We start from the raw sequence: 14375 nt of genomic DNA, 5'->3' as shown, positions 1-14375 counted from the left end.
ACTTTATTTTATCAGATTTTTGCCTATCTCTCTTTTCTTTTTTCTTAATTTTGTCCAATATCTATTGTAGCACTACAACGTGGAGCGTGACATGCTATCTTGTAGGTTTGACAATCTCTTAAATTATTTCAACTCACACGCTCACGTGGAGCGTGACTGTACTGTTGTGAACGTGATTTTTGCATTAAATATTTCAACTCACACGCTCACGTGGAGCGTGACCGTAAAAAAATAGAATATAATACAAAATATAACAATTTCAACTCACACGCTCACGTGGAGCGTGACCTGCTAAAAATTATCAAAAATTGTCAGCTAATATTATTTCAACTCACACGCTCACGTGGAGCGTGACGCTAATCCAAGGGTTACAAGTATTTACAATCCAAATTTCAACTCACACGCTCACGTGGAGCGTGACATTCAAGACGTTAGGTGCAAAGCGTTACGCTTATATTTCAACTCACACGCTCACGTGGAGCGTGACGAATAGTTTTCGATGGGATTATATTCCAATGATAATTTCAACTCACACGCTCACGTGGAGCGTGACACAAAATGATAGTTAAAACGTTGCAACCCTAAAATTTCAACTCACACGCTCACGTGGAGCGTGACCTCTTCCTCTGTAGGGGTTTCCTCAGTTTCTGTCATTTCAACTCACACGCTCACGTGGAGCGTGACCTTGTTGATGTAGGTGTTGTACCAAAATATGGTGTATTTCAACTCACACGCTCACGTGGAGCGTGACCGGCTGGAATACACGCTTCTGACCGTCCCACTGAATATTTCAACTCACACGCTCACGTGGAGCGTGACACGGCTCTTTTTGTTTGTTTCTTTCAGCGCCTTGTCATTTCAACTCACACGCTCACGTGGAGCGTGACTATAGAATCCCGCAAAGCGTTTTAAACGCTGCCAAATTTCAACTCACACGCTCACGTGGAGCGTGACATGTGGCGGTCACGTCCGCAAAACCGTCTTTGAATTTCAACTCACACGCTCACGTGGAGCGTGACGCAACGGCAAAGCTAAGTTCCGACAAGCAAAGGCATTTCAACTCACACGCTCACGTGGAGCGTGACTCGTGACTGTACATCAATATATTGCTGGCCAAGATTTCAACTCACACGCTCACGTGGAGCGTGACACCATACATAACCTTTTGACATATCAACCATCAATTTCAACTCACACGCTCACGTGGAGCGTGACAAGCATTGCCAAAAACACGGGTCTGTCAATAAAATTTCAACTCACACGCTCACGTGGAGCGTGACCTATGAAACGAATGATATTACAATTTCATTGTCATTTCAACTCACACGCTCACGTGGAGCGTGACAATATTTAGTGAAGAAGCAAGGAAAATCAGTGTTAATTTCAACTCACACGCTCACGTGGAGCGTGACGGATTTAATCGTATAGCGGTCAAAATAACCGCTAAATTTCAACTCACACGCTCACGTGGAGCGTGACGATTAGAAAAAAATATCCAATGCAACCATTTACAAATTTCAACTCACACGCTCACGTGGAGCGTGACTTGATTTGAAATGCAGTTTAATGCTAAGTGGTATATTTCAACTCACACGCTCACGTGGAGCGTGACGGATAAACGCACAAAGCAAACACGCTATTAGTATATTTCAACTCACACGCTCACGTGGAGCGTGACGTAACTAGAAATTCGCTAGATAACAAAGCGACTATTTCAACTCACACGCTCACGTGGAGCGTGACAACACCAGTATTAATAATTTTACAAACTTTTGCATTTCAACTCACACGCTCACGTGGAGCGTGACGCATATCTCAAAAAATCTTTATCCATAAGAGCATATTTCAACTCACACGCTCACGTGGAGCGTGACAAAGTTCATCACCTGTTCATCAATGGTATCTGGTATTTCAACTCACACGCTCACGTGGAGCGTGACATGCTTGTACCAAACATTTTGTTAATTTTTTCATTTCAACTCACACGCTCACGTGGAGCGTGACACTTGATGTTGTGTATATCTGGTGCTTGCTCAACGTGATGCGGACTTATTTTTTTATTTAATGGGTATCGGTTTGATTTTGTTCACTGTGCGTTCACAAATAGCATGGCATTTTCATGCGAACTTACTAGGGATTTGTGGATCACTTGGGGTACGCTGGTCAAAATATTAGGACGCCTTCGGGGTCATAGGTTTCTTTGATGCCGTAGTGTTCTATTCTATGCTTCCAATTGTTTCCTAAGTAATATATCCGCAGACTATCATGCTTTGGGTCTATTATTTTCAGAAGTTTATCTTTCACTTTCAGAAAAGTGCCATAGTCTACGTCTATTTCAAACACGCTGTTCTGCACTCGCTGACCATAATTTTGACACTCTTTCGATACTTTTCTGAGCCTTGTTTTGCCCTTATTATCCGTGGTAGACACGTCATAGCTTACTAAGGTCATCATTTATATCACCTCTATTTCAGCAAATAGTTCGGGTACTCGTCTAGCTCGCCACGGATATATTTTGCGAGAAGCGAGCTTTGCACATATGGGAGTAGCCCTTGCTGTATCTTTTCGCCCAGATATGGGTGGACTATGCTTGTGCGCTTACGCTCCTGCCATGCGGTGAGGACTTTTTTCTTGCCCTCTTTGGAGAGATATACTGCGCCACTGACCTGAGTTTCAAAGTCCTCGGGCTTTATCATTTTCAAGTTTATCATGGTAAGCACAAGTCGCTCCACCACGCAACGAAATTCCTCTACAAGGTCGCAGGACAGGCTGCTTCTGCCTGAACGCAGGGCGTGGTAAAAGCCGAGGCAGCTATCAAGTCCTACGCTTTCAAGGGCTGATGTATATGATGAAATTGCGATAGTATACAGAAACGAGAGCATGGCGTTTACTCTGTCGAGGGGTGGGCGTTTGGTGCGGTTGGCAAGGTAAAAATCTTCTTTTTGGTGGAGTATCAGTCGGTCAAATATATCAAAATATGCCTTTGCACAGCTTCCCTCTATACCCATGATGATATCTTTATCGGCAGTTTCATAGACGGTCTTTATGCCGTTTTCAAGATATTTTATACAATCTGTAAGCGCTCCGTCACTGTTTATATCCGGGTTATCGTGGAGCGAACGTCTGATAAGATAACGTGTATTTGAAAGCTTTGCGGCGACAGTATTCCTGATAAGGTCGAGCTGAGGGGTAGAAAAAAGCTCAAACTGCTCTTTTCGCAGATAGACGTTGCCCTTTGTTTTGCCCTGAACTCTTGCGAGAAATTTACCTTGAGGAGAAATAAAATTAACGGCTATGCCATATTCTGCACACTTGCCCATAAGCGCAGGTGAACAGCCAGAATAGCTGAAAATATAGATATCCTCGATATTAGTAAAAGGCACACGGAACTTCTCGCTGTCCTCTGCCCTGCACACTATGTTTTCGCCGTCAAGTGTGAGGTAGGCAGTTTCTTCGAGAATATAAAGTGAATTGAGCAGTTTACGCATTGTTTTCGCCTCCGTTCATGGAGAAAATCGTATTTTTCACGCTATATTTCTTCACTTTTGGAAAGCACATATCCGACAGTGAACAGCCTGAACATTTCTGACCTTTTACACGCTTTGGAATAATATCCGCTGCAAGTATCTCACGCATTTTTCCAAGATAGTCGCAAAGCATTTTATCATACTCTGCGCCCTGAGTATCAAAGGGCAATTCTGATCGTCTGCGCACATCTGCATAGTACAGAAAACATCGGCTATTGCAATGAAATACGTTATCCACGCAAAGCTTCTGCGCATAGACTTGTATAGCGTCGGTCTGATTGAACTCCCCTGCTTTGGGTCTGGTGGGTTTATACTCCACAATTTCCACACGAAATGTGCCGTCCAGGGTATCTATATAGTCGCCGCTTTTATCACGGACAAACTCGATACAATCTACAACTCCGAAAATATTGTACTTAGGGTCATCGTTATACACTGACACGTCACTTCGGACGATCTTATGCTTATTTTCAAAGTTGCGCTCGCCGCTGTGGACGTTCTCATGGAGGAGGTTTGCTTTGACGACAAAGGCGTTTTCAGCCCAGTCGTCATTAACTTCTAAAAGAGCAAACCTGCGTGGACAATACATATAATGCTGTATGTCACGGATATTGATAGTTACATCTTCGCTCATCAGAGCTTTTCAATAAGGGTAACGCCCTCAGGCATATCCTTATCTATGGAGATATCATAGTCTGAGTAATGTCTTGGTGTTGTCACGCCGTCTTTGAGCTTAACTGACACCTTGTCAAAGAGGATATGTGCAGGGGCATTGCCCAGGGCGGAGTCATGCTTGAACACGATAAGCTTACGCATACAAAGCTTTCCTCTTGCGGCGCTTCTGTCATGCTCGAACATATTGATGATAGATGTCCAAAGAAGCTCAAGGTCGTCCTCACTAAAGCCTGTTATCTTCTGAGCGAGCATTGCGGAAACATAGCCCTCGCCACGATAGAGAGCGTATGGGATTATGCTCTTTTTGCCCATTTCGGTCTCACCGCTCTGCTGTCTGTCTTCTGTTGTTCTTGCCTGTCTTGTGATTGTGATATCCTGAGCAAAAACAGGGTCGATACTTCTTGCAAAGTTGAGCTGTACAGGACCTCTTACAATACCGCACGGGTCATCGCCCGTACTCATTACTGCACCGAAAGTTCTTACGTCAAAGTAGTTCTGACAGATATAGTCACGAGCCTGCTTAACGTCATCAGGATTCTTGCCTTTCTGCTTTGTGGCAAGACCAAGGGTGTTATAGGCTTCGGTGAACTTTGTATTGAGGGCTTTGTCTGCCTTGATAAGGATATTGTAGCCTGCTTCGCCCTCTTTGGTAAGCTCTACAAAGTTTCTTATCTTTCTCTTAAGGCACACGTCTGTAACGATACCGAGGCTTGTTTCAGGGTCTGTTCTAGGCATATTGCCTGCGTCAGGGTCGCCGTTTGGGTTGCCGTTCTCAACGTCAAAAAGCATTACAAATTCATATCTGTTCTTGATTGCGTTTTCCATAATATTTCGTCCTTTCTTTATTCTTCTGATTTTTTGGTGTAAAGCGCTTTATTCTGCTGTGCATATCCTACAATAAATCTGCCCTGATCGTCTAGGGAGAGTGTAGACGGGAATTTGCCGTCAAGTCCGTCAAGTATCTCTCCGCAGAGTTTGTTATAGAATATTGGGCTTGAAAGCTTCTTGATATGGTTTTGTGAAAGCTTATACAGCTTTGGAAAAACTGTTGACGGTTTTGAGCACGCAGAAGCAAAGTATGAGTCCTTAATTGTTCTGTTAAGTCCTCCGCCTGAAGCGTCCTGCTGAATCTTTTCAAGCACTGCGAAAAGTCTTCCGCAGAGATAAGCCTGATTTTGGTTTTCAAGGTCTAATGACATTTTGATCTCCTCCTTATTTTGTTTACGGTTTATGCAGCCTTTTATCAAGCCTGCCCTTGTATCATTGAGTTTTATAAAATGGTTGTTCTCCTCGTCACTGTCGGTCTTGACCCTTGTTATTACTGTGGAAAGCAGTTCGTCAGGGTATCTTGTGCCTTTGAGTATTGCTTCAAAAAGTGCGGCGGTGAGAGGTGACGGAACTTTTTCTTTGGACGATTTTGGTGAGATAAGCTCACGCTTGATACGTTCAATGCTTACTTGATGCTGACCCTCAGTAAATGAAATATCCTGCTGATGTTTGAGTACATTGTCAAATATCCTGCCGAACTTATCGTGGAAGATGAACTTCTGGGATATTCTGGAGCTGTTGGGTGTGAAGCCTGCAACGTAAAATTCTACGTTAGGGTCATAAGGCATATCGGCTGTCCTGCCCTGTTTAAGCTGGGTCATGACAGTGTTTATGTTTCGGTCGGCTTCGGTCACAACGGTTTTATTTAATTCGTCCTCAAATCCGCTGAACATACCGGCAAACATATTGCATTCTTCTGCATCGTTCTTCTTCATTGCGAAATAAACTATTGTCATATCGTCAAAAGTCTTGTAATGGCTTCTGTCAGCAAGCAGAGAATTAAGCGCAGAGGTATACATTTTCATGGCTTTCTCAGAAACATTGCTGTTGTATGACTGCTTCTTGCCATAGGACTCAAAGGCAGATTCTTTCATTCCAACGAGAACACAGCCTGAGGACATTCCACCTTTGATACCCTTTATTTTATCATGGATACGGGCTTGCGGAAGCTTCTCACCAAGAATGGAACAGGTGGATAGTTCGGTATCGTCACTGTCGCTGTCGGCGTTAAGCTGGGCGAAGTAACCTTCATAGGCAGCTTTGAATTTGCTGTCATTGTGAAGCTTAGTTTCAGGTGAGCCGTCAAGTCCAAACTCATAGTAGGAGCTTGAATACTCCTTGCCTAGGGCAAGAAGGTGTGGGTTTTGGGTTTCCTGCTCAGGTTTCCATGTACGGATAAAATTAAGATAGGCTTTGCAGATAGGTGAGTCGATATTCTCAAAGAACTTCTCATTCCATTCGCAAAAGCAATTGTGTGATTTTGCCGCTTTGTTGGTAGCGTCTGTAGGGGTCAAAGTTCCTTTATCATAGTTCAGACCGAATATGTAGAGTGGTCTGTGTTCGATCGTGTTTTTGTCTATGCCCGGTTTCTGCGTTCTTACAGGAAGCTGTTCCATTACTGGATCATAGACTGTTTTTGTCTTTTTATTTTTCAGAGGGATAATTCGGGGTACTCTCAAATCGTTTATTGCGGCTATCTTGCCCTCGGGGGTAAGAAGAATTTCAAAGTGTATGGCTTGCTTACAATAGCCTGCAGGAGTTTTATTCTCCTGCAAAGCACTGTAATCGCACAAGGCTTTAATCAGCATTTAATCTCCTCCCTGTATTTTGCAACATCAATAACACCGTCTATCATATGTGGACGGTAGAAAACTGCGTCGGCCTTGTCAGAAAACTTAGGGTCGTTCCAATCATTATTGACAGGCTTGCCTCCGTCCTCAAACTTCATGCCGTAAAGCATAAAGCCAAGGTCTTTATCACCCATATTTTGCGGTGCTATCTGTGTAAGGTCAAAGTCGTCAACAAGTTCAATACTCTTTATTGCAAATTCACGGCAGCCAAGGCATGGCTGTCTGAAATGCTGGCCGTTTCTGAGACGTCTGAGCATTATATTATAATGCTTCTCATCAGATTCGTCGGGGTGGTCTGATTTAAGATAGGTGCGCTCAAACGTGAACTCGATACCGTATTTCACATTTTTCAACACCATTGCCGCACGCTGACTTCGTATCTCCGAGGTGTACATCTCCGCTGAGCCTCCGCCTTTCATTTGCTGTTTCACTGATGATAACAACAGCTTATCTTTGACCTCGTTTCGTCGGATATTGGTAAACTCGATAGGGTTGAACACCACTATTTTGTTTATCTGATAGCGCACGGCAGGCTTCCAATATACTGATTTGATAAGTCCCTCCAGTGCGCTTGGTGTGGGTACGTCGTAACTCACCCTCTCAACTTTCATTTCAGGTCTTGAGAAGCAAGCGTAGTCACCTGTCACGATGGTCTTAAAACCATAGCTCATTTTAGCATCACTCCTTTTAAGCTTATATTAGTATTTGGTACATTACTTTCGCTCTACATATATGATACTCCATTATGAATAAAATGTCAATAGTTTTCATGTATAAAAAAAGTGTCGGATTTTAGGCATATTTCACAATTCTACGTTCAATGGTTTGTGGTATAAAAAAGTTGACTTTTTAAAATAATGTTTGTATAATATACTTGTCTATGCTTTACGCATATGTGAGTTGAAAAATATTCGTATTCGGTACGATATGGAATGCAGCAAGTGGCAGACTGTCTTGGTGGCAGCCTGCCATTTGTTTTAGATGAAATAATCCTGCATTGCGGCTTGGGTGTCCAAACCTGTTTCATTATTATAATAACTTTGATTTTCAAGAATGAATATGCCTGTGCCGTGATCTTTGAGAACACCCTGAGAATAAAGATCCTTGAAAACGTTCATATAGACAGACACTGAATATTTCTGCAATGCTCTTCTTACTGACATATCACCATTACGCAAGGTTTCAACAAGTTTATGGCAAGTCTGGTCGTTAGGATCGTCGATAACGAGAGAGATAGTGTCGGCGGAGATATATTCAAACTGCATTGCGTAGCTTCGGAATGGTATGCTGTATGGTGACATTAAGCCTTGGCGGTCGAATGAGTTGCTTTGTTCGTTATATTTCGCAATAGAGTTTTCAGCTATACGACTTTGGTTGAAGTCGAAAATTCCGTCGTAGTATTCTTTAATACAATCATAGGAAGTTATATCTTGGTACTTTTCCAGCAAACCTTTAGTCTTGTTAATTCTCATGGCAAGGTCGCTTCCCTTGCGGTATGTTTCGTCAATGTCAAAAACGTACACATAGCCCTTGGCATCTTTACCCTCACGATTACATCTGCCCCCTGCCTGCAAAATACTGTCTAATCCTGAAAGCTGGCGGAAAACTGTGTTAAAGTCAAGGTCAACGCCTGCTTCTACAAGTGAAGTTGAAACTACTGTGATATACTCGCCCTTTTTAAGCTTCTTTCTTACTACTTCTATGACACGGCTTCTGTGGGCTGGGGTCATATTGGCGGAAAGGTGATATTTTTCACCTTGAACAAGATTGTAAAGCTCTGCCGCTGTTTTCTTGGTATTCACAACGATCAGAGCATTTTTACACCGAGAGGCATTTTCTGCAATGGTTTCAAGAGTGGTTTTGCCCATGTCTTTATATTCGCATTTCTTGAAATACTTAAAATTGGTTCGGTCGGTAACAAGCTTATTATAGTTCACATCAGGCAGGAACTTATCAAAAAGCTTAGAATAATCGGGCATTGTGGCGGAGAGAAAAAGGGCTTCGCTGTTAAGATACTTTGTTATATAGCCCACAGCTTTAAGGCAGGGACGAAGAAGTTCCGTTGGAATAAGGTGTATTTCATCAAAAACTATCACGCTGTCACGGAGATTGTGGAGCTTTCGCAGTGCTGAGCCTTTATAATGGTATATGGATTGAAAAAATTGCACGCTTGTGGTGATTATAAGTGGTGCGTCCCAATTTTCGCAGGTCCTTTTGAGCTTCTCTACGGTTTTCTTTTCTTCCTCTGTGTTGCCGTCATAGGAATAGTTTGAATGATGCTGTAGGACAGGGAGAACGTCGCCGAACATTTTTTCAAACTTATTAGCGGTCTGTTCTATTATACTTGTGTAAGGTATGACGTATATGATTCTCTTCTTTCCGCTCTCTAAGGCTAGTTTCAAACTACATAAGGTTTTTCCGCTACCTGTTGGCATATCAAGAATTGAAATATGACTTTTATTGACCGAATTATCAAAAGCTTGTTGCTGGATACGGCTTCTTGCTTGCCTTAACGGGTTATCTGACGGCATATCACTTAATTCTCTGTTCAGTTTATCAAGTGCCTTTTCAAAATCACCGCTCATGCCACGTTCAACATTTTTATTGCAAAATATTTCGGTATCGAGAAAATCTGCGTCTGTCAGGCAAGAGAACACGTACTTGGTGAAAAAGGCGTAACGCTCGATAAGCTCGGTGGGGTCTTTTGCAGAAAGCAGTTCATTTAATGGCGGTGTTATTTCTTCCTGAGTTAGGGTGGCAAATTCTATTTCAGTGGCGTATGCGCTGTAGTCACTATCCCCTGTATATTCGTCTGCTCTTTTTAGTGTACCGTTTAAGGTTGGGCTGTCAGAGTTGTCTGCGCCTGTGCCGCCGTCCATAAGTCCTGTGTGGTGTCCTGCGATGCAATACTCCATAAGGGGTGCGAAACAATCGTTTTTATCTGCAAACTTTTTATACTCTAGTGCTCCGCAGGCAGCGTGGCTGAACTTTATATTATCGTCGTCCAATCGCCATTGATATTTAAGGGCGTATTTTCCTGTGTCGTGATCATAAGACGCTTTTTTAGCTAAAGGTTTCAGAAAGTCTACTGAAAAGCCCTCCGCCAATTTGCTTACGCCTATAAGGTGGGCTTTTACAGTTTGCCTTTCACCGTCCTCACGGGTATGTGCATAAAATTCCATGGTCATTCCTCCTTTTAGATATACAAGTTTATCTATGTTATTTTATTATAGCATACAATTTAATACTTGTGGGGAAAATTTTTGTACACATAAACAAACATTTGTACAAATTGTTATATTTTCATTATAATGCACTATAGTATGCAGGTCAACATAAAGCATCCGACATTTTGAAAATTCGACTTGATTATTATTTAAAAATGTGTTAAAATTAAACTGTAAGTAAATTTGTATTTTTTTAAAATGTTATGAGAGGAATTTATATGAAGTACAGACTTTTATACAATAAGATCACAGTAGTGGCTCTTTCGGCGATGTTGTCGCTGAGTGCTGTATCATGCGGTAAGCTTGACACGAGCAAGCTTGACGGAAACGCTTTGACAGTGACCGAAACCGAGAGCAAAGCGGAAGTCAAAAAAACTGAGGACAGCTCCAGCAAAAAAGAGGTCGAGGTGAATGAAGAAGAAAAGGAACAGCCAAGCTACACCTGCTCGCTGGTTTGCGTGGGCGACAACCTTATACACGACAACATTTATAATGAGGCGCTAAAGCTTGGCGGTGGTGAAAAATATGATTTCACGCAGGCTTATGAACACGTTACAAAGTACATAGAAGGCACTGATGTGGCTATAATCAATCAGGAAACGCTTGTTACAGACAGCGTTGAACCACAAAGCTATCCTATGTTCGCATCGCCAACTGCTGTGGGCGACAAAATAGTTGACATGGGCTTCAATGTGGTTTCTATGTCAAACAATCATGTTCTCGACCAAGGTGAAGAGGGGCTTATAAGCTCTCTTGATTACTGGGACACAAAGGGCATTGTGCATTACGGTGCTTACCGTTCACAAGAGGACGCTGACACTATCAAGACCATGGAAGTCAACGGCATAAAATTTGCTTTTCTGGGATATATGGAGCACACAAATGGTAATTATCTCAGCGGTGACGGTGCTCAGGTGATATATCTTGATGAAGAGGACAAGATAAAGGCTCAGATAGAAGAGGCTGACAAAATGGCGGACGTTGTTGTGGTTTCATGTCATTACGGCACAGAGATACAGAACGAGCTTAACGAACAGCAGACGGAGATAACGCCTAAGCTTGTGGAGTGGGGTGCTGACCTGATAATAGGCACGCAGGCGCACACTATCAGCACTTGCGGATATCTTGACAAGCCTGAGGGCGGACAGGCTTTCGTTTACTACGGTTTGGGCAACTTTATTTCCACTATGTATGACACAAAGTCGCTTGTGGGACTTATTGGCAAGCTCAATGTTGTGAAGGACCCTGACACCAATGAGGTGACATTCGAGAACGTTAAGGCGATACCGATAATATCGCACTTTGAGGGTGATTCATACTATGGCGATTGGTACAACTGCACTGTTTATCCTTATGCGGAATACACTGACGAGCTGTTTGCCAAGAATTATGTTGAGGGCTTCACTCGTGAGAGCGTGCAGCAATGCTTGTCTTACATACCTGATGAATTTCTTAGTATTGAGTAGTCGGGGCAATATGTAGGGGGCGGCGCCCTCGACGTTCCGTTTGCAAAGTTGATTAAGAATATGATTTTTCTGCGGACGACTTTTATGCCGTCCGCTTTTTTGGGGTGTTGTGTAAAGGTTTACATATATCTTAATAAATTTATATAATGTGAATATCAATTCATGAAATGTTTACACCAAAATATGCTCAATCCATTAAAATACTTGCACATATCACTTTTTTACTATTGTAATTTAGGCAAATATGCTATAAAATATACATAAAGGGGGAGGAACGGACTTCCCGATAAAATTTTCATTTTTTTATATTCTGAAAACTATTTTAAATTTACAGGAGGGTTTATTACATGAAATTTGCTGACGGTTTCTGGCTCAACCAGAGAGGCTACGAAGTAAACTATGCAAATCAGGCTTTCGAGATCGAAGAGATCGAAAACGGATTCCTCGTTGTGGCAACACCTTTCGTTGTATACAACAGAGCTATGATGCTCGGAAGTGCAAACCTTGAGATCGCTTACACTTCAACTCAGGAGAACTGCGTAAAGGTAAGCATCACACACCACAAGGGTCATGTTGACAATGGTCCGCACTTTGTTCTCGAGGACAAGGGCTTCAAGCCACAGGTAACTGTTACAGATAAGGAAGCCGTACTTGTTACAGGCGACACAAAGCTCGTTGTTTCTAAGGAAAACTGGAGCTTCACATACTATTATAAGGATAAGAAACTCACAAGCGGCGGCTGGAGATCGACAGGCGTTATTTTTGAGAGTGCTTACAAGCAGCAGGCAAGACTTCAGACACAGCTCGACGACACATTCTGGAGCTACCCTGCCGATCCTACAAGAACATACATCAGAGAGCAGTTTGACACTTCTGTTGGCGAATATTTCTACGGCTTCGGCGAAAAGTTCACAACATTCACTAAGAACGGTCAGAACGTTGAGATTTGGAACGCTGACGGCGGTACTTGTTCCGATCAGTCTTACAAGTCTATCCCATTCTATCTTTCTTCAAAGGGCTACGGCGTATTTGTAAACAGCACTGACAAGGTTTCATATGAGGTTTGCTCTGATACTGTTTCTAAGGTATCCATGACAGTTCCAGGTGAGAGCCTTGAATACTATGTATTCGGCGGTGCTAACCTCACTGACGTACTTAAGGGCTACACTGACCTTACAGGCAAGCCTTCACTGCCGCCTGCATTCTCATTTGGTCTGTGGCTCACAACTTCATTTACAACAACATATGATGAGGAGACTATCACATCATTTATTGATGGCATGGCTGAGAGAGATATTCCTCTTCAGGTATTCCACTTTGACTGCTTCTGGATGAAGGGCTTTGAGTGGTGTAACTTTGAGTGGGACAAGTCACAGTTCCCTGACCCACCTGCAATGCTCAAGAGACTTCACGAGAACAAGGGTCTTAAGACTTGCGTATGGATCAACCCATATGTTGGTCAGCGTTCAAAGCTCTTTGACGAGGGTATGAAGAACGGCTACTTCATCAAGAAAACTGACGGCTCTGTATTCCAGTGCGATGAGTGGCAGCCTGGTATGGCTATTGTTGACTTCACTAATCCTGAGGCTTGCAAGTGGTATGCAGGATATCTGAGAAAGCTCTGCGAAATGGGTGTTGACACATTCAAGACAGACTTCGGTGAGAGAATACCTACAAGAGATGTTGTTTACTATGACGGCTCTGACCCTATCAAGATGCACAACTTCTACACATATCTTTATAATGAGTGCGTATTCAATGTACTGAAAGAATATTTTGGAGAGAACAAGGCTTGCTTGTTTGCTCGTTCTGCTACAGCAGGCGGTCAGAAGTTCCCTGTTCACTGGGGCGGAGATTGCTCAGGCAACTACAACTCAATGGCTGAGGTTGTAAGAGGCTGTCTGTCACTTTGTATCTCAGGCTTCGGCTACACTTCACATGACATGGCAGGCTTTGAAGCTACTGCTACACCTGACATTTACAAGAGATGGGCTGCGTTCGGTATGTTCTCATCACATTCAAGACTGCATGGTAACCAGTCATACAGAGTGCCATGGCTTTTCGATGAGGAATCCTGCGACGTTCTGCGCTTCTTCACAAAGCTCAAGGGCAAGCTCATGCCTTATCTGTGGGCTCAGGCTATCAAGACACACGAGGTCGGCGTGCCTGTAATGAGAGCAATGGTCATCGACTTTGCTGACGACCCAACTTGCCTGACGCTTGACAGACAGTATATGTTCGGCGACAACATTCTTGTTGCTCCTATCCTTAATGACGAGGGTATCGCTGAATACTATGTTCCAGAGGGCAAGTGGACAGATATTATCACCGGCAAGGTTCTTGAGGGCGGCAAGTGGTATAAGCACAAATGCTCATACTTTGAGATACCTGCTCTTGCTAAGCCAAACAGCATTATTGCATATGGCAACTTTGAAAGACAGATAGAGTATGATTATCTTGAGGGTACAACATTCACTATCTACGAGCTTGAAGACGGCAAGTCTGCTGTTTGCCCTATTTATGACACTGAGGCAAACAAGGTATTCGAGCTGACAGCTACAAGACACGGCAACAAGATCGAATGCGAATACACTGACACAAAGGCAAGCTTCAAGATCGCTGTGGCTAACACAGACAAGACTGTTGAAATTGCTCCTAACTTCAGTGGCAAGGTCATCATTGAACTCTAATGACTAAATAAAACTATCGCTCCGAGAGATCGGGGCGATTTTTTTTGCGTTCACACATAAAATCGGGGCAAATGAGGGTAAAAATTCTGTATATTTGCTCTTGAAGAAAATA

Annotated in this window: 9 protein-coding genes and 1 CRISPR repeat array; of the genes, 2 read left to right on the top strand and 7 right to left on the bottom strand. The window is 42.9% G+C overall.

What is annotated here, in order from left to right; translation table 11 throughout:
- Positions 1-59: 59 nt before the first annotated feature.
- Positions 60-2004: a CRISPR direct-repeat array (repeat unit 32 nt; unit sequence ATTTCAACTCACACGCTCACGTGGAGCGTGAC).
- A gap of 159 nt (positions 2005-2163) precedes the next feature.
- The 7 genes from cas2 to cas3 form a co-directional block, all read right to left on the bottom strand.
- Positions 2164-2454, bottom strand: coding sequence for a CRISPR-associated endonuclease Cas2 (gene cas2, locus AB5123_RS01525; protein WP_117857740.1), 291 nt, complete (start codon positions 2452-2454; stop codon positions 2164-2166).
- Between the two features lie 11 nt (positions 2455-2465).
- Positions 2466-3488 (bottom strand): type I-C CRISPR-associated endonuclease Cas1c, encoded by a 1023-nt coding sequence (cas1c, locus tag AB5123_RS01520; protein WP_117891630.1) that lies wholly within the window; start codon positions 3486-3488, stop codon positions 2466-2468.
- Positions 3481-4161 carry a CRISPR-associated protein Cas4 gene (gene cas4 / locus AB5123_RS01515; RefSeq protein WP_118158050.1) on the bottom strand — a complete coding sequence of 227 codons (681 nt, stop codon included), beginning with the start codon at positions 4159-4161 and terminating at the stop codon, positions 3481-3483. The genes cas1c and cas4 overlap by 8 nt, the downstream gene beginning before the upstream one ends.
- On the bottom strand, positions 4161-5027 hold the full coding sequence (gene cas7c / locus AB5123_RS01510) for a type I-C CRISPR-associated protein Cas7/Csd2 (RefSeq protein WP_117863907.1): 867 nt from the start codon (positions 5025-5027) through the stop codon (positions 4161-4163). The genes cas4 and cas7c overlap by 1 nt, the downstream gene beginning before the upstream one ends.
- Positions 5028-5044: 17 nt before the next feature.
- Complete coding sequence (cas8c, locus tag AB5123_RS01505; RefSeq protein ID WP_368364476.1) at positions 5045-6838, bottom strand: type I-C CRISPR-associated protein Cas8c/Csd1; 1794 nt, start codon at positions 6836-6838, stop codon at positions 5045-5047.
- Complete coding sequence (gene cas5c, locus AB5123_RS01500) at positions 6832-7551, bottom strand: type I-C CRISPR-associated protein Cas5c (protein ID WP_265290754.1); 720 nt, start codon at positions 7549-7551, stop codon at positions 6832-6834. Before cas5c ends, cas8c begins: the two co-directional genes overlap by 7 nt.
- 306 nt (positions 7552-7857) lie before the next feature.
- Positions 7858-10062 carry a CRISPR-associated helicase Cas3' gene (gene cas3 / locus AB5123_RS01495; RefSeq protein WP_337812031.1) on the bottom strand — a complete coding sequence of 735 codons (2205 nt, stop codon included), beginning with the start codon at positions 10060-10062 and terminating at the stop codon, positions 7858-7860.
- Positions 10063-10325: 263 nt separating this feature from the next.
- Between cas3 and AB5123_RS01490 the strand changes: the two genes are divergently transcribed.
- Both AB5123_RS01490 and yicI read left to right on the top strand, forming a co-directional pair.
- Positions 10326-11573, top strand: coding sequence for a CapA family protein (locus tag AB5123_RS01490; protein WP_337812032.1), 1248 nt, complete (start codon positions 10326-10328; stop codon positions 11571-11573).
- A 347-nt stretch (positions 11574-11920) separates the two neighbouring features.
- Entirely contained in the window at positions 11921-14263 is a 2343-nt protein-coding gene (gene yicI / locus AB5123_RS01485) for an alpha-xylosidase (protein ID WP_046441435.1), read from the top strand.
- The last annotated feature ends 112 nt before the right edge of the window (positions 14264-14375 follow it).

It is taken from the genome of Ruminococcus sp. RTP21204st1_B2_RTP21204_210225 (assembly GCF_040914135.1).
GTDB lineage: Bacteria > Bacillota > Clostridia > Oscillospirales > Ruminococcaceae > Hominimerdicola > Hominimerdicola aceti.
The sequence above is the reverse complement of the archived record's forward strand: the minus strand, read 5'-3'. Positions and strand labels throughout refer to the sequence as shown.